The 21,218-nt window shown below is 59.1% G+C and carries 17 protein-coding genes; 11 read left to right on the top strand and 6 right to left on the bottom strand.

Features of this window, described 5'->3' with window-relative positions:
* Positions 1 to 11: 11 nt before the first annotated feature.
* The 3 genes from IG629_RS00855 to IG629_RS00845 all read right to left on the bottom strand — a co-directional run bounded on the left by IG629_RS00855 (position 12) and on the right by IG629_RS00845 (position 2,198).
* Complete coding sequence (locus IG629_RS00855; RefSeq protein WP_193170107.1) at positions 12 to 899, bottom strand: polyprenyl synthetase family protein; 888 nt, start codon at positions 897 to 899, stop codon at positions 12 to 14.
* A 41-nt stretch (positions 900 to 940) separates the two neighbouring features.
* Entirely contained in the window at positions 941 to 1,189 is a 249-nt protein-coding gene (locus IG629_RS00850; RefSeq protein ID WP_193170106.1) for an exodeoxyribonuclease VII small subunit, read from the bottom strand.
* A gap of 79 nt (positions 1,190 to 1,268) precedes the next feature.
* A complete protein-coding gene (locus IG629_RS00845; RefSeq protein WP_193170105.1) occupies positions 1,269 to 2,198 on the bottom strand; it encodes a histone deacetylase family protein in 930 nt (309 codons plus the stop codon).
* Positions 2,199 to 2,447: 249 nt separating this feature from the next.
* Between IG629_RS00845 and IG629_RS00840 the strand changes: the two genes are divergently transcribed.
* The 5 genes from IG629_RS00840 (at position 2,448) to IG629_RS00820 (ending at position 10,152) form a co-directional block, all read left to right on the top strand.
* Positions 2,448 to 3,575, top strand: a complete 1,128-nt coding sequence (locus tag IG629_RS00840; protein WP_193170104.1) for an efflux RND transporter periplasmic adaptor subunit — start codon at positions 2,448 to 2,450, stop codon at positions 3,573 to 3,575.
* 4 nt (positions 3,576 to 3,579) lie between these two features.
* Complete coding sequence (locus IG629_RS00835) at positions 3,580 to 6,789, top strand: efflux RND transporter permease subunit (RefSeq protein WP_193170103.1); 3,210 nt, start codon at positions 3,580 to 3,582, stop codon at positions 6,787 to 6,789.
* Between the two features lie 256 nt (positions 6,790 to 7,045).
* A complete protein-coding gene (locus IG629_RS00830) occupies positions 7,046 to 8,302 on the top strand; it encodes a pentapeptide repeat-containing protein (RefSeq protein ID WP_193170102.1) in 1,257 nt (418 codons plus the stop codon).
* Positions 8,303 to 8,459: 157 nt separating this feature from the next.
* On the top strand, positions 8,460 to 8,813 hold the full coding sequence (locus IG629_RS00825) for a hypothetical protein (protein ID WP_193170101.1): 354 nt from the start codon (positions 8,460 to 8,462) through the stop codon (positions 8,811 to 8,813).
* 88 nt (positions 8,814 to 8,901) lie between these two features.
* Positions 8,902 to 10,152 carry a pentapeptide repeat-containing protein gene (locus IG629_RS00820; RefSeq protein WP_193170100.1) on the top strand — a complete coding sequence of 417 codons (1,251 nt, stop codon included), beginning with the start codon at positions 8,902 to 8,904 and terminating at the stop codon, positions 10,150 to 10,152.
* A gap of 6 nt (positions 10,153 to 10,158) precedes the next feature.
* Here the strand turns inward: IG629_RS00820 and IG629_RS00815 are convergent, their stop codons facing one another.
* Entirely contained in the window at positions 10,159 to 11,223 is a 1,065-nt protein-coding gene (locus IG629_RS00815; protein ID WP_193170099.1) for a threonine aldolase family protein, read from the bottom strand.
* 107 nt (positions 11,224 to 11,330) lie between these two features.
* Here IG629_RS00815 and IG629_RS00810 point away from each other — a divergent pair, with 107 nt between their 5' ends.
* On the top strand, positions 11,331 to 11,744 hold the full coding sequence (locus tag IG629_RS00810; RefSeq protein ID WP_193170098.1) for a DUF4870 family protein: 414 nt from the start codon (positions 11,331 to 11,333) through the stop codon (positions 11,742 to 11,744).
* On the opposite strand, the gene IG629_RS00805 is transcribed toward IG629_RS00810, so the two are convergent.
* On the bottom strand, positions 11,729 to 12,259 hold the full coding sequence (locus IG629_RS00805; RefSeq protein ID WP_193170097.1) for a GNAT family N-acetyltransferase: 531 nt from the start codon (positions 12,257 to 12,259) through the stop codon (positions 11,729 to 11,731). The genes IG629_RS00810 and IG629_RS00805 overlap by 16 nt on opposite strands.
* Before the next feature lie 459 nt (positions 12,260 to 12,718).
* Between IG629_RS00805 and IG629_RS00800 the strand changes: the two genes are divergently transcribed.
* The 4 genes from IG629_RS00800 to IG629_RS00785 all read left to right on the top strand — a co-directional run bounded on the left by IG629_RS00800 (position 12,719) and on the right by IG629_RS00785 (position 18,668).
* Positions 12,719 to 14,374: an ABC transporter substrate-binding protein gene (locus IG629_RS00800; RefSeq protein ID WP_226886358.1), complete on the top strand. Its 1,656-nt coding sequence runs from the start codon at positions 12,719 to 12,721 to the stop codon at positions 14,372 to 14,374.
* Between the two features lie 113 nt (positions 14,375 to 14,487).
* A complete protein-coding gene (locus IG629_RS00795; RefSeq protein WP_193170096.1) occupies positions 14,488 to 15,423 on the top strand; it encodes an ABC transporter permease in 936 nt (311 codons plus the stop codon).
* A 16-nt stretch (positions 15,424 to 15,439) separates the two neighbouring features.
* On the top strand, positions 15,440 to 16,591 hold the full coding sequence (locus IG629_RS00790; protein WP_193170095.1) for an ABC transporter permease: 1,152 nt from the start codon (positions 15,440 to 15,442) through the stop codon (positions 16,589 to 16,591).
* 13 nt (positions 16,592 to 16,604) lie between these two features.
* A complete protein-coding gene (locus IG629_RS00785) occupies positions 16,605 to 18,668 on the top strand; it encodes a dipeptide ABC transporter ATP-binding protein (RefSeq protein WP_193170094.1) in 2,064 nt (687 codons plus the stop codon).
* A gap of 101 nt (positions 18,669 to 18,769) precedes the next feature.
* Here IG629_RS00785 and IG629_RS00780 read toward each other — a convergent pair whose 3' ends face one another.
* Complete coding sequence (locus IG629_RS00780; protein WP_193170093.1) at positions 18,770 to 19,246, bottom strand: helix-turn-helix domain-containing protein; 477 nt, start codon at positions 19,244 to 19,246, stop codon at positions 18,770 to 18,772.
* Positions 19,247 to 19,673: 427 nt separating this feature from the next.
* Here IG629_RS00780 and IG629_RS00775 point away from each other — a divergent pair.
* Positions 19,674 to 21,218 (top strand): trimethylamine methyltransferase family protein (locus tag IG629_RS00775; RefSeq protein ID WP_319024986.1); only part of this gene is annotated, 1,545 nt, incomplete at its 3' end.

The raw sequence follows: 21,218 nt of genomic DNA, 5'->3' as shown, positions 1-21,218 counted from the left end.
AGCCCTGGGGCTCAGTGCGTGCGGTCGACCACGTAAGCGGCTACCTGTTTCAGAAGGTCTGCGCGCTCACCGAATAAATCAAGGGCGCGCGCCGCCTGCTCTGCCAGCAGCCGGGCCTGCGACCGGGCCCGTTCGACACCGAGAACGGAAACGAACGTCGCCTTTCCGGCCGCACCGTCCTGGCCGACAGGCTTGCCCGTCGTGTTGGAATCGCCAGTTTCGTCAAGCAGATCGTCGGCGATCTGGAAGGCGAGCCCCAGTTCCTGGGCGAAGGAATGCAGAGCATGAATATGACGCTGGGACGCATGCCCCATGATCGCGCCGGACGTGGCCGCAAAGGCGAAAATCTCGCCGGTCTTCATCCGCTGCAAGCGGGTGATGGCGCCGATATCGAGCTCCTGTTCTTCGGCCAGCAGGTCGATCATCTGCCCACCGACCATGCCTTCTCCGCCCGCGGCTTTCGCAAGCTCGGACACCAGTTTGGCCCGAACGAAGGCGTCCGAACTGGTCTCCTCGGCCGCCAGAACCTCGAATGCCAGCGCCTGCAAGCCATCACCAGCAAGGATGGCGGTCGCCTCGTCGAATTTCTTGTGGCAGCTCGGCCGTCCCCGGCGCAGATCGCTGTCATCCATCGCAGGCAGATCGTCATGGATCAGCGAGTAACAATGCAGGAACTCGACAGCCGCGCCGACCCGGAGGGCGCACCGTTCATCAACAGCGAACAATTTGGCCGACTGCGTAACGATGAACGGACGCAAACGCTTGCCGCCACCGAGGCAGGAATAGCGCATGGCCTGAAAAACCCGTGCTTCGGCGTCGTCCGGCTTAGGCAGCAGGAAATCCATTACCCGCGCAATCTCGCGCGCGGTGGTCGCCATCGCGTCTTCAAGCTGGGTCATATGCGGCAGTAATCCTGATAAATGTCGGGAGAGTTGTCAGCTCAGGCTTCAAACGGCTCGGCAGAGACAGCGCCATCGGCATCCGATTTCCGGATCTTTTCGACCTTCATGCGCGCTTCGTCCAGCTTCTTCTGGCAATGGGACTTCAGCTCCGCGCCGCGCGCGTAGGCATTGATGGCGTCATCCAAAGTCCCGCTTCCGGATTCGAGCTTGCCAACGATCTCTTCGAGTTGCGTCAGCGCCTCTTCAAAGCTGAGGCCTTTGATTTCTGGGGATGGTGTCTCGCTCACGTCGGTCTCCTTCAGGCCAGTGCCCGACAATAGGCGCGCGACGCCCCCGATACAAGGGAGCCCCGCGCGCTTTTCGATGTCAGTCGGCAGTCATCAAAGTGCGCACGTGAGCCGCCGTCGACGCGGCCAATGCCTCAAGGTCATAGCCGCCTTCAAGTGTGGAAACGATCTTGCCGTCGCAGACGAGATCGGCCACCCGCATCAGCTCCTCTGTGACCCAGGCGAAATCCTCTTCCGTCAGGCAGAGTGAGGCCAGAGGATCGTCAATATGAGCATCGAATCCGGCAGAGATCATCAGCAGTTCAGGCTGAAACTCGATCAGGGCCGGAGAAATGATTTCAGTGATGGCCGCCCTGAACTGTTCGCTGCCGGACATCGGCGGCAAGGGAACGTTCACGATATTGCCGACACCGCGTTCGCTCTGGTGGCCGGTGCCCGGGAACAGCGGCGACTGATGGGTCGATGCATAGAACACACCGCCATCAGCTTCGAAGATCGCCTGCGTGCCATTGCCGTGATGCACATCGAAATCGACAATCGCGACGCGCCGAAGCCCGTGCGCCGCGCGGGCATGCTCGGCTCCGACTGCAACCTGATTGAAGAAACAGAATCCCATGGGCGTACGCGGCTCGGCATGGTGTCCCGGCGGGCGCATCGCACAGAACGCATTCTGCGCCTCCCCGCCGAGCACGGCATCGACAGCGGCGCATACGGCCCCGGAGCTGCGCAGAATGGCATCGCCGGTGCCGGGCGACATCACAGTGTCCCCGTCAATCGACCGCTCGCCGGTCTCGGGGACCGCTTCCAGGATCGCTTCCACATAATCGCGAGGATGTGCCCTGGCGACCTGATCGACCGTGGCTTTCGGCGACTCCCGACGCTCAAGCCCGTTGAACTCCTCGGCGGACAAAGCCGTCAGCACGGCTTTCAGGCGTGCCGGATGTTCCGGATGCATCCGTCCCGGGTCATGTCCAAAACTATCCGCATGGGTATACAGAATTGTCCCCACGTCGATCCTCCCCAACTTTTTCCGGTCACCAGCGACGGTTTTTATCTCGTCCTTCGTTCTTACCAAGAAGGCCGGAGCTCCATCCAGCATCAACTTGCCGGGTTCGGCAAATGGTCCGTTTTAGATTTGTTTGCGGTTGCCAGAGATACCCGGCAAAATAGTAAGGACCTCCACTATCTCCAGAGCAACCAGTCCTGATTTCACCGACGCGGATCTCGTGACTTATTGGCGTCAGAAGGCGTGCGCTAAATGCCAAACATACTGATGAACCTGTCCCGCGGCCTTGTTCTCGCGGGATTTGCCTCTTTTCTGGCCGTAGGTATGCCCGCTTCGGCGCAAGCGCAGGGAAAAGCGAGCCCCGTGGAGGTCGACAAGGTTATCGAGGAGACACTGACCCAGACGACTCCGTTTACAGCACGTTTCGTTGCCATCGAGATCGGTCCGGTAGCGACCCGGATTTCCGAACGGGTTGCCGATATTTCCGTCCGTGCCGGAGACCGGGTCGAAAAAGGCGCCTTACTGGCCCGACTTTCCAACAATCGGCTGAGGGCAGAACGTCAACTTCGCGCATCGGAGCTGAAAAAGGCGGAAGCACAGCGCGAGCGGGCAACCGCCAACCGCGCCAAAGCCCAACAGGCCCTGGCACGAACCGAACAGTTGCGCGGCTCCAATGCCTTTCGGAAGAACGCTCTCGAAGACGCGGCGCGCGACCTTGAAGCTGCGATCGCCAGTCTGACGGAGGCCGAGGCGGAAACCGAACGGGCGCGGGCCGAATTGAACCTGGCTGAAATCGCCCTCGCCGATGCCTCGATCCGCGCGCCCTATCCTGGCGTGATCCTGGCTCGCCACGTTGTCGCGGGTGACTATGTCCAGGCAGGCGAAGCCATCGTCACCCTGATGAATGACAAGGATCTGGAAATCGAGGCCGATGTTCCGGCACAGAGGCTCGCCGGCCTGCATCCCGGCCTTCCGGTCAAAGCCGTGCTGCAAAACGGGCAGGAGCTCTCCGTCAAGATGAGAGCCATCATCCCCGAGGAAAATCCGCGCACCCGCAGTCGGGCAGTCCGATTTGCGGCGAGCCTGCCGGAAGGCTCCGCGCAAATTGCCGAAAACCAGAGCGTCACCGTGCATATTCCCATCGGCGCGGTGCGCCAGATCATAAGCGTCCATAAAGATGCCCTGCTGCTGGATGGCCGCCAGCCGCGGGTCTATGTCGTGCGCGAAGGCAAGGTCGAGATAAGGCAGGTCACGATCGGCGAATCCCTCGGCTCCCGGTTTGAAGTGACAGATGGCCTCGCCGTGGGCGAAGTCGTCGTGATCAAGGGTAACGAGCGTCTGCGGCCAGGTGAGCCGGTAGCCGTTCAGGCCAAGGGCTGAGCCGATGGACACGCTGATCCGGTATTCGATCCAGCGGCCCGTCGCGGTGCTGGCCATCGTCATGATGATCGTGATGTTCGGCATCGTCGCCCTGCAGAGCATCCCGATCCAGCTTGCTCCCGATGTAAACCGGCCGGTGATTACCATCACAACTCACTGGACCGGGGCGGCCCCCGCCGAGATCGAGCGCGAAGTCGTCAACCGCCAGGAAGACGAGCTGCGCGGCATCGAAGCACTGGAATCCATGATTTCCAGCTCCGAGGACGGACGCGGCCGGATCACGCTGGAATTCTCCCCCGGCACCGACATGGACAAGGCGCTGCTGCTCGTCTCCAACCGGCTGGACCGGGTCGGCAATTATCCGGATGAAGTGGACGAGCCGACCTTCCAGACGGCTGGCTCAGAAGACAATGCCATCGCCTGGGCCGTAATCCTGCGCGAAGACGGCAATGAAACACCGATCCACACATATGGCGATTTCGCCGAGGATTACGTCAAAACCCGGATTGAACGGATTTCAGGGATCGGCGAAGCGCGCGTCTATGGCGGTGCCGAGCGCGAGATGCGGGTGGAAGTCGATCCGCAATTGCTCGCCCAGTATCAGCTCACCATTCCGGACGTGCTTGCTTCCCTGCGCTCTGCCAATGCATCGATCTCCGCAGGGGCTATCGACGAGGGCAAGCGCCGCTACGTGGTCCGCACGGAAGGCGACTTCGAGAGCATGGAGAATGTACGCGGTGTCGTGCTGCGCTCCATCGAGGATTCGGTCTCCGGACGGGTTGCCCGCGTCACCGTCTCGGACGTTGCCACGGTGAACATGGGCCACAAGGACCCTGTCGCGCGTATCAGGCAGTTCGGCACGCCGGCGCTCGCGGTGCCGATGTACCGGGAAACCGGCGCCAACGTGATCGAGGTGATGACCGAGGTCCGCCGAGCCATCGCGGAATTGAACAAGGGATATCTCGCCGCGCGCGGCCTGAAGATGATTCAGGTCTATGACGAGACCACCTATATCGACTCCTCGATTGAACTGGTACGCCAGAACATCTGGGTCGGAGGCATTCTGGCCGCACTGGTACTCTATCTCTTCCTGCGCAGCGGCAATGCCACGCTTGTGGTCAGCCTGGCGATCCCGGTTTCCGTCATAGGCTCGTTCGTCGCCATGGCGGCCCTGGGCCGTTCCATCAACGTTATCTCGCTGGCCGGGATAGCCTTCGCCGTCGGCATGGTGGTGGATGCAGCAATCGTCGTTCTGGAAAACATATTCCGTCTGCGTCAACTCGGCCATGACCCGAACGAAGCCTCCTACCGAGGAGCCCAGCAGGTCTGGGGAGCGGTGCTTGTGTCCTCGCTGACCACGGTCATGGTGTTCATCCCGATCCTGGTGATGGAACTGGAAGTCGGCCAGTTGTTCCGGGATATCGCGGTCGCCATCTCTGTCGCGGTCTGCCTGTCGTTGGTGGTTTCAGCGACAGTCGTTCCGGCCCTGGCCAGTCGGCTGCTGAAGAACGAGATCGGCGATCTGAGCACAACCCGGCCCATTCCGCTGATCGATGCCTTTGCCCATACTTTCCTTACCCTCGTCATGAAGCAGACCCGCGCCGTGGTGAAAAACCGCGTCCTCGCCCTCTTTGTTATCGGCGGCATGACCGTCGGTAGCATTGCGGCGACCTGGGCCATGCTCCCGGAGCTCGACTATCTGCCGGAAGGCAATCGGAATTTGATCATCGGCTTCGTCAAGCCGCCGCCAGGCTACAACCTCGATACCATGGCCGAGATTGCCACCAAGCTTGAGAACGCGACAAAGCCAATCTGGGACTTCGACGAGACACGAAAAGTTACCGAAGACGGAAACCCGACCATGTCGCGGTTCTTCTTCGTCGCTTTCCGGGCCAATGTCATCGTCGGCGCCGCGGCCGCCGACCCGACCCGGGCCAAAGAGCTGATACCGGTGCTCCGGCGCTCGCTTTTCACGGAGCCGGGAACCTTCGGGTTCTTCCGTCAGAGCTCTCTGTTCGGACGCGACGTCGGTGGAACGAATTCAATCGATCTCGACATTTCCGGCGGAGCACTCGAAGAACTGACCGGAATCGCCCAGAAAACCTTCTTCAGGGTCGGCCAGGCTTTTCCCCGAGACGAAGGCACGCAGATACGCCCGCTACCATCCCTGTCGCTCGGCGCACCGGAAGTGCGCGTCGTGCCCGACCGCACGCTTCTTGCCGACAATGGCGTAACCGCACGCGATCTCGGCTTTACGGTCGATGCGTACAACGATGGTATCCGGGTGGCCGAGATAACCGTACAGGGCGAACGTATCGACCTTACCCTGACCGGTCTTGAGGATCATATTCTGGAGACCCAGGGCATCGCCGACCTGCCTGTCGTCACCAGCGAGGGCAAGATCGTCCCGGCAGGTTCCCTCGCCAGCGTGGTGGTGACCACCGGCCCGACCGAGATCCGTCATGTCGGGCGCGAGCGGACCATCACTCTTGTCGTCTCCCCACCTTCCGGCATGCCGCTTGAGGCAGCGCTGAACAAGATGCGGGACGAGGTTATCAGGCCGATGGAAGAAGCAGGCCTGCCACCGGGCGTCAGCATCCGCATGTCCGGCACGGCGGATAAACTGGCGCAAACCTGGAACGAGATGGTGCTCGACCTGGTGATGGCACTGGTCATCGTCTATCTGGTCATGGCCGTGCTGTTCGAAAGTTTCTTCTATCCTCTGGTGATCATTTTCTCGGTACCGCTGGCCACAGCCGGCGGCGTGGTCGGACTGGCCACCCTCAATCTTTTCATCCGCCAGAATCTCGACATGCTGACCCTGCTCGGCTTCGTCATCCTGATCGGGATTGTGGTGAACAATGCGATCCTGCTGGTGCACCAGACCCTGCATCATATCCGCGAAGACGGCATGGACTCCGGCGCCGCGATCATCGAGGCAACCCGAAACCGTATCCGGCCGATCTTCATGTCGACACTGACCAGTGTCCTCGGAATGCTTCCACTGGTCGTGTTCCCCGGCGCCGGATCGGAACTTTATCGTGGCCTCGGCTCCGTTGTGATCGGCGGCCTTTCCCTTTCGGCCGTGCTGACGCTCGCGATCATCCCGCCCTTGTTGTCGCTCTGTCTCGGTCTCGTGGAACCCGGAAAACAATCCCCAGACATATCCTCCAAGAACCGGGCCGACCAATCAGCCGATCAGGCCGCCGAGTGAGGCCATATGGATAGGATGGTTAAAAAATCCTGAACATTTTGAAAAATGCCTGGAATTTTTTAGTAAATTTTACCTACATTAACATCGAGCAGTAAATACGCAGTTCCATTCGGGAATGCTTAGTTCTCGTTTGCCGGAACTTAACTCTTGGCGCTTCCACATATGCCTTCCGAAGGCTATTGTTCCGCGTGGATATTTACACAACTTTACGAACGCTCCTGAACGAGCGTCTTGATCATGGTTACGGATCACTGAAATGACGCCTCAGGAAATCGCGAATATCCTGGACGAACACGAGAAATGGCTGAGCCGTGCCCATAGCGGGTCGCGGGCAAATCTGGCGCGTGCGAACCTGTCCGGCTTCACGCTCGAAAAAGTGAACCTGAAATCCGCCAAAATGTCTGGCGCCAATCTGCAGAAAACCATCCTATCCGGCAGTAATCTAAGCCATACGGACTTGTTCTGCGCCGTTCTGGATGGCGCCGATCTGCGGGATGCTGATCTGCAGAACGCCGACCTTCGTGGCGCGTCCATTCGCAATGTCGCCTTCAAGGGCGCCAATCTTGTCGGCGCTGATTTTCGCGGCGGAACACTGATGTTCGGCACGGACGACGATGAGGGTCAACGGGACGGGCCCACCTCGAACCAGCAAGGCGCTGACCTAAGCTACTCGGCCATGCCGAATGCCAGTATGGCCGGTGCGCAGCTGGCCGGTGCCAATCTGTCCGGGGTGAACCTGCGCAAGGCCGACCTTAAGGGCGCCGATCTTTCCGGCTGCGTACTGGTCGAGGCCGATCTCTCCGGCGCAGACCTGCAGGACGCCAATCTGTCCGGTGCCCTGCTCGACAACACAATTTTGAAGCACGCCAATCTGTCAGGAGCCAATCTGGACGGCTGCGACCTTTCCGGAGCGGACGTGACGGGCGCCAATATGGTGCGTAACGAGGACTCGCTGCCTTTCGAGGTCCGCGAGGTTCTGAACATGCATTATGTCTGGATCCGGGAAGACGGGCGTCTGGGCGACCGCGCGATCCTCAAGAGTGCCGACCTCAGTTTCATTGACCTCGCGGCAGTCAACCTGTCGGGCGCGGACCTGCACGGGGCCAATATGAGCGGAGCCAATCTATCGAATGTGCTCCTGGTGATGTCTGATTTGTCCAACACCAATCTGAAAGGGGCCAACCTGAGCGGTGCAACCCTCGAAGGCATCAACCTCGCAAATGCGGACCTGACCGATGCGGACCTTTCGAATGCCGTGATCGCGCCAGTCGACCTGAAGGATCAGAAAGGCCAACTCACCGGGCGGAAGTGGCCCGCCAACCTCTCGGGCACCAAACTGGTGAATGCAAATCTTAAGGATGCCGACCTGCAGAGTGCAAACCTAGCCGGAGCAGATCTTTCTGGTGCAGATCTCTCAGGCGCAGATCTCACCCGGGCGAATTTGACAGATGCGGTTTTCAAAACAGAGCAGCTTGCCGCCGCTAAAACCGACGAAAAAGCTGGCAACAGTTAGTCTTGAAAGCTCACGAAATCATGCGGCGTGACCGTTTCGCACAGCCCGTTTCGAAAGAAATACTTCTTGACCCTAGGGCGTGGAAGCGTGCGAATGCTTTGCTCGAACGAAACGTAATCTCTTACTCTACAGAATGGCCATTCGGGATTGCCTCGCGTTGATTGATGAAGTGCAAAAAGCCGAGCAACTGACCCAGCTCAGCAACGAGATCGAAAAGCTTATCGATCGCGTCGCCGACGATGTGAGGGAGCAGAGAGGCGCGGAGGAGGAACGGCGGGCGAGCGGATTTGTGATCTATCTGCTAAGAAATACCGAGAACGCGCCGTTTCAGACTCTTCTGCTCAAGAAAGTTGGGATCGCCACGAACGATATAGCCCAAACCCCAGGCTTCTCGGCCCTCAGGGATTATTGTGAGGGCCTCAGCTTGCAGGCACGCGTCGAGGATGCCATCAGGCCGTCTCGTGAATACATCAACCCATGCCTTGGTATTATCGTGGACGGTTGGCCATGACCCTTGTTGAGCTAAAACGGACCTCCGGACGGGCAATGCACAGTCCGTTTATCGGCCGCCCCGTACTGATGGAAAGAAATCTGAGTCGATGACGCCGGACGATATCCTTCAAGCCATTGAAAGCCACGAACGCTGGCTGAAAAGAAAGCCGGGTGGCGTTCGCGCTGATCTATCCGGCCTCGAAGTTACAGGCTTTCAGCTGGCACGCGTGAACCTTCAGTCCGCGCGTCTTTCAGGCGTCAATTTCTCAAACACGTTGCTGTCGGGCGCCGACCTTAGTTATGCGGACCTGTTTTGCGCCAATCTGGATGATTCGGATCTGACAAACGCGGTCCTGATGCGTGCCGATCTACGCGGCGCGAGCATCCGGGGTGCGAATCTCGGCGGTGCCAACCTTAAGGAAGCCGACATGCGCGGCGGTGCCATCATCAATGATCTGACGGGCGAGAAGCCGACCTTTATTCGCGCCGACGCGACCGCCGCGACCATGGATGACGCTGACATCAACAACGCCAATCTGTCCGGAACCAACCTGTCAGATTCCAGCATGATCGGCGCAAATCTTGAAAACACTCTGCTCTGCGGCGCCAATCTCAGCGGTGTGAATCTCGAAAATGCAAACCTGACCGGAGCGGATCTGTCCGGCGCCAATCTTGCGAATGCAAAGATTACCGGTGCCAACCTCAAAGGGGCGAACCTGCGCGGCGCCTTGATCTCTGAAACAAGCTTTGCCGGATCCGATCTCAGCAGCGCCATTCTCGAGCGGGTCAATTTGTCGACCGCAAACCTCAGCGGCGCCCAATTGGTGACAACGTCCGGGGACCGCAGCCGCTCCCTTCGCGACATCATCAACGATCATGAACTCTGGATACGTGAACAAGGACGTGGCGGCACCCGCGCAAAACTTGCCGGAGCCAGCCTGAAGGACGTCGACCTGAGCGATATCAACCTGTCCGGTGCTGATCTGCGCGACGTGGATTTGTCCGGCGCCAAGATGCGCCGCGCTCAACTGGTGATGACAGATCTCACCGGGGCCAAGCTCAACCGGGTCGATCTTCGGGATTCAGATCTTTCCGGCACCAAGCTGATTTCGGTCGACCTAACGGACGCGCAATTAAACGGCGCGCTGCTTTATCCGGTCGAACTGAAGGACGCCAGTGGCAATCCGACCGGACGGTTCTGGCCGTCCGACCTGGAAAGCGCCCTCCTTCGAAACACCGATCTCTCAGGCGCCAAGTTCAAAGGTGCCAATCTCACGGGGGCGGATATGAAAGGTGCCCGGACGACCGGCACCCAATTCACGGACACCGACCTTGACCAGGCGCTGACGGACGCCTGATCGCCCTCAGGCCGCTTCCATCACAGCCTTGAGAGCCGTCAATGCCAACTCGATACCACTGCGTGTGACGTCGATATGAGTGACAGCGCGCATGCGGCGCGGTCCCATGGGGCCGATCCTTACCTTATGCTCACGCATCAGGCTCTCTGACAGTCCCGCCGCATCGAGTGCCGGTGCCGTAACATCGAAATACACCATGTTGGTCTCGATCTCGTCGACCGCGACGGACAACCCCGGGATCGCGGCAATCCCTTCGGCAAGATAGCGTGCGTTGGCGTGATCCTCGGCCAACCTGTCGACATGGTGATCGAGGGCATAGACACCGGCGGCTGCAATAATCCCCGCCTGCCGCATCGCACCTCCGAACTGGTGCTTGAAGAGCCAGCTTCGCTGGATGAATTCGGAACTGCCGGCCAGCACGCCCCCTACCGGGCATCCAAGGCCCTTCGAGAGATCGATCCAGAGAGAGTCGCACAAAGCGCCATAGGAAGCTGCCGGTGTGCCGGACGCGACCACCGCGTTCAGCAATCGGGCGCCATCCATATGAACCTTGAGCCCATGCCCACGCGCACAATCGGCAACTTCGGCAACGGTTTCGAGCGGCCATACAGCGCCCCCACCGAGATTGGCCGTGTTCTCGATATTCACAAGTTTCTGGCGCTGACCGTGGTGACCGCGCGGCGCGCGGATGACGGTCTCCAGTTCGGCAGCGTCAAAGATGCCGCGGCGGCCCTTCAGAGTCCGGACCATGGCTCCCGCCAATGCCGCAGGTCCGCCCGCTTCGAAATGCAGTGCATGAGCGCTTTCTTCGAGAACGATCTCCTCGCCCCGATCAACCCAGACCCTGTAGGCGATCTCGTTACACATGGTCCCTGACGGCAGGAAAATAGCATCTTCCGTGCCGAGCAGGTCGGCGACCTTCGCACACAGCAGGTTGACGGTCGGGTCTTCCATCGCCTGTTCGTTACCGACCTCTGCTTCGACCATGGCCTGCCGCATCGCTGCAGTCGGACGAGAGACCGTGTCGCTGTACAAATCGACGGCCGGACCGCTTCCTTCATTCGCTACCATTGCAACGCTTCCTCTTCTGCCCCCCGACGAGACGGGCTATTGAATGATCAAGTTATCGGTCCAACGTTAAGGGCGGGACCCCGAGAGGGAAAGGAACAGGACTGCACATGGCCGAAACAAATCCGAACAACAGCAATCAAGTCACCCGGCCGCGAACACTCCCCTTCTCCCTTGAGCTTTCGGAGAACGATCGCCTCGCCGTCCATATCGTCTACGGGCTTTATGGCGCCGCGATCGTCTTTGGTCTGCCATCCATTTTCGGGGTCATTCTCGCTTATCTGAAACGCCGTGATCTGGACGGAACCGAACTGGCCGGGCACATCACCTGGCAGATCCGCACCTTTTGGATACAGGTCATCACCATCGTCCTGACGGCAGCACTAACAGCGACGTGGATACTAATCCCGTTTGCCTGGCTGATCGGCGGCCTCGGCTGGCTCTGGTTCGTCTACCGGGTTGTCAAAGGCTGGGTCCGGCATTCGAACGACCATCCGATAAGGGATCCCTACGCCTTGTTCTGACGCTGCGTAGTGTTCCCCTGCGTCATGTTCCCGACCAGGTCCATCGCCAGCAAAGACACTTCCTTGGTCCCGCCCTCCGTTTCCTGGCGACCGACCTCGGTGAAGCCGAACCCGTGATGGAAGCGCAGGGAGCCCTCATTCGGCGGCCGGACATTGACCTCGCAGGTCAATCGTTCCGCCCGGCCCGCCGCGAAGCCAGCAAAATCCTCATAGAGTTTCCGCCCGACACCTCGCCCGCGCGCCGCAGGTGAGACCACGACGCGATCCACATAAAGAAATGACGCAAAGCGGAAGCCGAACCATCGATAGTTGAGGCTGTCATAGGGCCGCCCCGGCAGGAAGCCGATGAGAAAACCCGCAACCGCGTCACCGTCCCTGGCGACACGAAAATAATCCGCTGTCTCCAGAAACCAGACAAAACCGCTATCATCGATACTGTTAACGTGCGGCACCTCGGCTTCGTTAAGAATACCGACAACACCCAAATCTTCTCTCAGAGCGTCTTCTACACGCATTCTACGTCCTTTTTTGAACAGTCATCGAACGGTGGAATTCCGCTCTCCTATCAGTCGATTCGGTTCGCCGATACGCTCAATGTCGCTATTAGATAAATTCTTTGACATCGGCATTACCCGTTGCTCATGATGACTATTAATGAACGAAACGCAGCGTCTCTTTGGCCATTCGAACGTGAATGTTTGCCATTTAGACAGTGTTGAATCTGCGTTCGCAGTCGAACAGTGAGAATAATACAAAATGAACAAAGCTCGCTCACACGTTCGATTTAAAAGGATCTGAACTGGAGGCGAAATATCGGCAGGAATGTTCCGAATGCCTTGGACACCTGCTGCAGCGTCGTTAAGCATTACTGGCCGTCAAATGCCCTAAAAACGACACTTTAGCTGTCGCTTTGAGGGCATTATGATCCGCGCCACGCGTGCTCCGGCGCACCATTGCAAAACAGGGAGACAAAAATGAACAGGGAATTGAAGGACCGTTCCGGACGGCCGCTGCACCAAATGGTCAGCAGCTGGGCGACCGATACGAAAGAAGGCAAGATGGACCGGCGCGAATTCCTGGCTCTTGCCAGTGCGTTCGGCGCGACAACGGCAACCGCTTACGGCCTGCTCGGCATGGCCGCACCAAGCACAGCACAGGCCGCTGGCAAGCAAGGCGGTACGCTGAAGGTTTCCATGTCTGTTCGCCGTGTGGTTGATCCGCGGATCTTTGACTGGTCTGAAATGGGCAACGTCGCGCGGCAGGTTTGCGAGAACCTGGTGTCCTATACATCGGCTTACACTTTCGAGCCGGCACTGCTCGAAGGCTGGGAAGTCAACGACACCGCGACCGAATATGTCCTCAAGGTTCGCAAGGGTGTTACCTGGAACAATGGCGACGCGTTCGATGCGGATGACGTCATCTTTAACATCACCCGCTGGTGCGAAAAGGACGTCGAGGGTAACTCGATGGCCGGCCGCATGGCGACCATGATCGATCCTGCCACCAACAAGGTACTCGACGGCGCCATCACCAAGGTCGACAGCCACACCGTCAAGATCACCCTGCCGAAGCCGGATATCAGCATCATCCCGGGCATGACCGACTATCCCGCGCTGATCGTGCACCGCGACTTCGACAAGAATGGCTCCGATCTGTCCAAGGCACCGGTCGGCACCGGCCCGTTTGAGCTGGACTCGCTCGAAGTCGGTGTATCCGCCCGCTGCGTGCGGCGGAAAGACGGCAAATGGTGGGGTGGCGAAGCCTATCTCGATGCCATCGAATGGACCGATTACGGCACCGACCCGGCGGCCGAGGTCGCGGCCTTCGAAGCCGGCGACGTCCACGTCAACTATCAGACCACGGCGGATTTCGTTGAAATTCTTGACAGTCTGGACCTGAAGAAGTCGGAAGCGATCACCGCGGCAACCATCGTTGCCCGCATGAACGTCGCCAACAAGCCGTATGACGACGTTCGCGTCCGTCAGGCTCTTCAGCTCGCCGTCGACAATTCCGTCGTTCTGCAGATCGGTTATGGCGGAGCAGGCAGCGTGGCGGAAAACCACCATGTCGGCCCGATGCACCCGGAATACTTCAAACTGCCGATGATCAAACGGGATCCGGAAGCCGCGAAAAAGCTTCTGGCCGATGCCGGGCAGTCTGATTTCGAGCATGAGCTGATCTCCATTGACGATGACTGGCGGAAGAACACCACCGACGCCATCGCCGCCCAGATCCGCGATGCCGGGATCAAGATCAAACGGACGATCATTCCGTCGTCTTCGTTCTGGAACAACTGGACGAAGTACCCGTTCTCGACCACCAACTGGAACATGCGCCCGCTCGGCGTGCAGGTTCTGGCGCTGGCCTATCGCTCAGGTGAAGCTTGGAACGAAGCCGGCTGGTCCGATCCGGAATTCGATAAGACGCTCGAAGAAGCCCTGTCGATTGCCGACGCCGACAAGCGGCGCGCGGTGATGGAGAAGCTGGAAAAAACGCTTCAGGATTCGGGCATCATCATCCAGCCGTACTGGCGTGCGCTCTACAAGCACATGGCCGAGTCTGTGCAGGGCGATGCGATGCACCCGACCTTCGAGATGCATTTCGAGAAAGTCTGGCTCGACGAAGCCTGATCCGACACTAACGAGCCCGCCCCGGCCTGATCCGGGGCGGGCTTTTAACTCCCGGCAAGGGAGAAGAATAAGGGCAAACAAGGCCCGCCCGGAACGGGGCACACGGGGGCAATATGCTGCTATTTATCCTGAGACGACTGGGGGTCATGGTCGCGACCATGATCTGCCTGACGTTCGTGGTTTTCTATCTGGTCAATCTCGAGCCGAATCTGAAGAAGCTCGCGCTTGAACAGAACAATAACCGCATGACCGAAGAGGCTGTCGAAAGCTGGCTGCTGAAGGAAGGCTACAGACGGCCTATCCTGGAGCGCTATGCGGAGTGGATAGGCAGCGCCGCCATTGGGGATTTCGGGCACTCGACCCGGTTCCGCAAGCCGGTCGCCGAAGTACTCGCTCCCCGTATCGGATACACCGGAACCCTGATGTTCTGGGTCATGGTCACCATGGTGCCCTCGGCCCTCATCATCGGGGTGCTGGCAGGAATGAGAGAGGGTTCGAAAACAGACCGGAGCCTCTCGGTCGTGGCCATCGCCTCGACGGCGACGCCCGAATATGTCTCGGGTATCCTCTTCACCGTGCTTTTCGCCTCCTGGCTCGGCGTCCTGAAGGGCGTCTCGAAAGCCGGCGGCATCGACTTCAACAATTTCGCACTACCCGTGATGACCATGGCGATCTACGGCATGGGATATATCGCCCGCATGACCCGCGCCTCGATGGCCGAGGTCATGACCGCACAGTATATCCGCACGGCGCGCCTCAAAGGCTTGTCCTTCAGAGCCCAGGTTCTGCGCCACGCGCTCAGAAATGCGCTAATCGCCCCCTTCACCGTTATCATGCTCCAGTTCCCCTGGCTCCTGACCGGCGTTGTCATCGTCGAAAAGCTGTTCAACTACAAGGGGTTCGGCTGGACTTTAGTGGAAGCCGCAGACAATAACGACATCGATCTTCTACTTAGCTGCTCATTGGTATCAGTCGTCGTCGTGCTGCTCACGCAGCTCATATCGGATATCGGATACGCCTATCTCAACCCACGCATCCGTGTGAATTGAGGGGGGAGATCAGGCAATGGAATATATTGGATTCTTCGAAATCTGGGGAACTGTGATCAGCCAATTCTGGCCGGTCTGGCTCTCTCTCGCGGTCATTCTCTCCGTCAGCTACTACTTCCGACACAGCCTCAACCTTTACGGCCGCCTGTTCGACAGCTCCGTCGGCATGATCGGCCTTGTGATCGTGCTGTTCTGGATCATGACGGCTGTTTTCGCCGATTGGGTTTCTGTCTTCGATCCGCTTGAGCAGCTCGCCTTGCTGAAACGCAAAGGGCCCGGCGCGATCGATGCGGAGACTGGCAAAGCGCTTCTCTTCGGCGCGGATAATCTCGGGCGCGATCTGTTCAGCCGCATGGTGCATGGCTCCCGCTTTGTTCTCATCATCGCGCCTGCGGCGACATTGTTTGCCTTCATCGTCGGCATCACCATTGGCCTGCCTGCTGGCTATTACGGCGGCAAGATCGACGCCGTCATGTCGTTCCTCGCCAATCTGGTGCTGGCCTTCCCGGTGATCCTGCTGTTCTACCTGCTGGTCACACCGGGTATCCGCGAAACCCCGATCCCGATGGCCATGGCCGGGTTCTTCTTCATCTTCCCGATCATCTTCTTCAGCGTGCTGTTCTACAGCCGATATGCCACGCGACCGGGACTACTGACGATCCAACTCATCTGCGTGCTACTGGTCGGCGGCTGGCTCTATTCCGGGCTGGTCTTCAACGCGGATCCGCTAAGAATCATCACACTTGAGCCGAACGAGCTGAACATCTTCGCCTCGGTCGTCTTCGTGAACTCGCCGACGGTGTTCCGTATCGTTCGCGGCATCACCATGGACATCAAGACGCGGGACTATGTCGCCGCCGCCCAGACACGAGGCGAAAACGCCTGGTACATAATGCTCTGGGAGATCCTGCCGAATGCCCGCGGCCCACTGATCGTCGATGCCTGCCTGCGTATCGGCTACACGACGATCCTGCTTGGCACCCTCGGCTTCTTCGGCCTCGGGCTCGCTCCGGAAAGCCCTGACTGGGGATCGATGATCAACCAGACCCGGGCCTTCATCCGGATCGTACCCACCATCGCCCTGCCTCCAACCCTGGCCCTCGCGATTTTCGTCCTCGGACTGAACCTGCTGGCCGACGGACTGCGCGAGCAGTCGCTGAAAGATTGAGGGAGGCACGAAGATGACTGAACCGATCCTCGAGATCACAAACCTTTCGATCTCCTTCTTTGTCCGCGCCGGCGAAATTCCCGCTGTGATGGATTTCTCCTGCAAGGTCATGCCGGGTGAGGCCATGGGCCTCGTCGGCGAGTCCGGCTGTGGCAAGTCCACGGTCGCTCTCGGGGTCATGCGGGACCTGTCGAACCGCGGGAAAATCACCGCCGGCTCGATCAAGTTCAAGGGGCGCGAGCTGACTACCATGAGCGAGGTGGAACTGCGGAAAATCCGCGGCTCCGAGATCGCCATGGTCTATCAGGAGCCGATGGCCAGCCTGAACCCCGCCATGCGGGTCGGCCGGCAGCTCATGGAAGTGCCGATCCTGCACGAAAAGGTCTCGGTCGACGAAGCCTATGACCGGGCTCTGGAGATGATGGAACTGGTGCGGTTGCCCGACCCGGAGCGGATGATGGATTCCTATCCACACCAGCTTTCCGGTGGTCAGCAACAGCGCATCGTCATCGCCATGGCGCTTCTGTCGAAACCGGCCCTGCTGCTCATGGATGAGCCCACGACAGCCCTCGACGTGACGGTGGAAGCGGGTATCGTCGATCTGGTGAAAGAACTCGGGAGCCGTTTCGGCACATCGATGCTGTTCATCTCCCACAATCTCGGCCTGATCCTCGAGACCTGCGACCGGATCACAGTGATGTATTCCGGTGAGGCAGTTGAGACCGGGTCCGTGAAAGATGTCTTTGACCGGATGCGGCATCCCTACACACAGGGCCTGTTCCGCTCGATCCCGCTGCCGGGTGCGGACAAATATTCTCATCCCCTGGTCGCCATTCCCGGTCAGTTGCCACTGCCGCACGAGCGGCCGAACGGCTGTAACTTCGGACCACGCTGTTCTTTCTTCGAAGCGGGAAAATGCGATGTCGGCGAGATCCGGATGCATGATACCGGCATGGCTGAATCCCACTTCTCGCGCTGCGAGCGGGTGGCGGAAATCGATTGGGACGCGCCGCTTGAACACGAGGGCGTCGTCGAGGCAACGGTTCCGGGAGAGACCATCCTCTCGGTCGATGGCCTGAAGAAGTATTACGAGGTTGCCGCGAACCAGATGTTCGGCGGCGGCGAGACCCGCGTCGTAAAAGCCAACGAGGAAATCACCTTCTCGGCCCGCGAGGCAGAAACCGTGGCGATCGTCGGTGAGTCAGGTTGCGGCAAGTCGACGCTCGCCAAGATCCTGCTCGGCCTAGAGACCGCGACGGAAGGTACCGTCACCCTCGGCAATCTGGAAATCGGAAGTACGGATATCGGAGATCGCGATACCGGCACCATCAGCTCCATCCAGATGGTGTTCCAGAACCCGTTTGATACCCTGAACCCGAGCCACACGGTCGGCTCCCAGATCGTCCGGACGCTGGAGCGGTTTGGCATCGGCAACAATCCGAAAGAGCGTGAAGACCGGATGCTGGAGCTGCTTGATCTCGTCAAGCTGCCCCGTGAATTCGCCAAACGCATGCCGCGACAGCTTTCAGGTGGCCAGAAACAACGGATCGGTGTGGCCCGCGCCTTTGCCGGGGCGCCGAAAGTCGTGGTCGCGGACGAGCCGGTATCCGCCCTCGACGTTTCCGTTCAGGCGGCCGTGACGGAGCTGCTGATGGACATTCAGCGGGCTTCGCGCACAACAATGCTGTTCATCAGCCATGACCTTTCCGTCGTCCGCTATATAGCGGACCGCGTGGTCGTTATGTATCTCGGCCATATCGTGGAACAGGGCACGACCGAGGAAGTCTTCTCCCCGCCCTATCATCCCTATACAGAGGCCCTGCTCTCGGCGATCCCGATCGCGGACACGAAGGTTGTGAAGAAGCATATCGTGCTGGACGGCGACATTCCGTCTGCCATGAATCCGCCCTCCGGCTGCCCGTTCCAGACCCGCTGCCCGCACAAGAGCGAGGTCCCCGGGAATAAATGCGAGACGGATCTCCCGGAAACGCGGACGCTGGCTGGCGGTCACCGGATCAAGTGCCACCTCACCGACGACATCCTCGACAAGATGGAACCGGTTGTCGCGCTCGCCTGAACAGAAGCGCTGCGCCATGCTGTGACCAAAAAAGAAAGCGGGCGGCCAGTGGCCACCCGCTTCTCTTGTTCATAGGCCTGTTTCCAGGCCATCGGAACTGTTTAGGCGTCGCCCGGCAGAGCCTGGGAAACGGACTTCACCATTTCGGTGATGCGCTTGCGCACACCGACATTGGTGATGTTGTAGTAGGCACGAACCAGCTCGAGCGTTTCACGCCGCGCCATCGGATCGTTCGGCTTTTCCTCGTAATCGGCCGTCGTCGAGCCAGACCGCACTTTGCGCGGAGAGTTCGCCGCCGTGTCGTCCGTCATGTCATCGAAGAAGAAGCTGACGGGAACGTCGAGGATCTGCGCGATGTCCCAAAGGCGGGATGCGCTGATGCGGTTGGAGCCGCGCTCGTATTTCTGGACCTGTTGAAAGGTAATGTTCAGCGCCTCGCCCAGTTGTTCCTGGCTCATGCCAAGAAGAGTGCGGCGCAACCGAACACGCCGTCCGACATGGACGTCAATCGCGTTATTATTTGTCACGCGATAGTTCGGGTCATCACTACCATTCAGTGCTTGCTTTGCTGCGGCCATTCTCAGTCTCTAGCGGTTGAGTGAAGTTGGTTCTCAGTCACGACATTCGAAATATAGGACCGAGTGTGCCGGGTTTCTACAACGCCTCGGTGTTATTTCCAACAAAAACTAAAGGATTCGTAGAATATTATCTGGTGACAACCAAATCAATACAAAAGAAAATTAACTATAATCCTTAACTAGGTCTAACAATTCGACTTACAATTCAAAAATTACGAAAATTACTTTTAATTTATGTTTGCTTTTTCACGTTTCCAAAACGAAGACCCGATATAGCGCAGTTTTATGCGAAGTAGAAATCAAAAATAAAAAGCTGAAAAATCAGAACGCGCATTTCTTTATTCTGATTTCCATCACCTCTCATTCCAAATGCGACGACCGGCATTAACGTTTTGTCGCCGTATGGCTAGACAGTTACCCCCTCAAAATGGGCACCATTACGGCAATAAAAAGGTCTTTTATGGAGGCGAAAATCACAATGACCGAAGCCCCGAGCCGTACAAGAAAGCGCGAACGAACACGAAAACGCTCGGATTCGGCCGGCACTGAGCGAAAAATCAGGCAGGCTGAGTGGTGTCGAATTCGCTCTCCATACCCGCCAATGGGCATCATTTCAGAGGATGAGCTGGAGGCTATCCATACCGCATCGCTCCGCATTCTCAGCGAAATCGGGATTGATTTCCTCGACGCGACGGCACGCGGCGTACTGAAGCAACATGGCGCAATTGTCGAAGAGGGCTCCGAGCGCGTCCGTTTCGATCCGGCGATGGTGCTTGAATATGTCGCAAAGGCGCCGTCGGAATTCACACTCCATGGCGGCCGGCCGGAGCGGGACCTCGTCTTCGGCGGTAACAACATCAACTTCGCCAGTATTGCCAGCGCCCCCTTCTGCAGCGACCTTGAAGGCGGGCGCAGGGACGGCAACTATGCCGATTTCCAGAACTTCGTCCGTATGGGCCAGACCGCGAACATCATCCATCTGTTTGGCGGCTATCCGGTCGAACCTGTGGACCTGCCGCCGCAGACCCGGCACCTGGATTGCCATTACTCTTTCCTGACCCTCAGCGACAAGGTGCACCACGCCTATTCACTCGGACGGCAACGGCCGAGCGATGCGATCGACATGCTGTGCATTGCCCGTGGAGAGACCCGCGACAGCATCGCCCGGCGGCCCGGCATGCATTCGATCATCAACACCTCTTCCCCGCTCCGCGTCGACATCCCGATGCTCCAGGGCCTGATGGAGATGAGCAGCCACGGCCAGGCCATCTGCGTTACGCCTTTCACCCTGTCCGGCGCGATGAGCCCGGTGACCATCGCCGGTGCCCTTGCCCAGCAGAACGCCGAAGCTCTCGCGGTCATCGCCTTCACCCAGATGGTCCGTGCCGGCGCGCCGGTGATTTATGGCGGCTTCACCTCGAACGTCGACATGCGTAGTGGAGCCCCCGCTTTCGGGACGCCGGAATATGCCAAGGCGGCTTTCGTCGGCGGCCAGCTCGCCCGCAAGTACGGGCTGCCCTACCGCTCGACAAACGCCAACGCCTCGAATGCCGTCGATGCGCAAGCGGCCTGGGAGAGCATGATGTCACTCTGGCCCGTTGTACTCGGGCAGGCCAATCTTGTGATGCATGCAGCCGGATGGATGGAAGGAGGCCTCACCGCCTCGTTCGAGAAGTTCGTAACCGACCTCGAACTCCTCCAGGGCATGGCCGCGTTCCTGCAACCGCTGGAGATCAACGAGGCCAGCCTCGGCCTGGATGCCATTAGAGATGTTGGGCCAGGCGGGCACTTCTTCGGCACACCGCACACGCTGGAACGCTACGAGACGGCCTTCTATCAGCCGCTGCTTTCGGACTGGCGGAATTACGAAAGCTGGGAGGAAGCCGGCAGTCCGAATGCACTGACGCGTGCGAACCGGACCTACCGCGCCCTGCTGGAAGAGTTCGAGGCGCCGGCAGTCGATCCGGCGATA

This window comes from Nisaea nitritireducens, from assembly GCF_014904795.1.
Taxonomy (GTDB): Bacteria; Pseudomonadota; Alphaproteobacteria; order Thalassobaculales; family Thalassobaculaceae; genus Nisaea; species Nisaea nitritireducens.
This window is presented reverse-complemented; position numbering and strand designations above follow the sequence as displayed.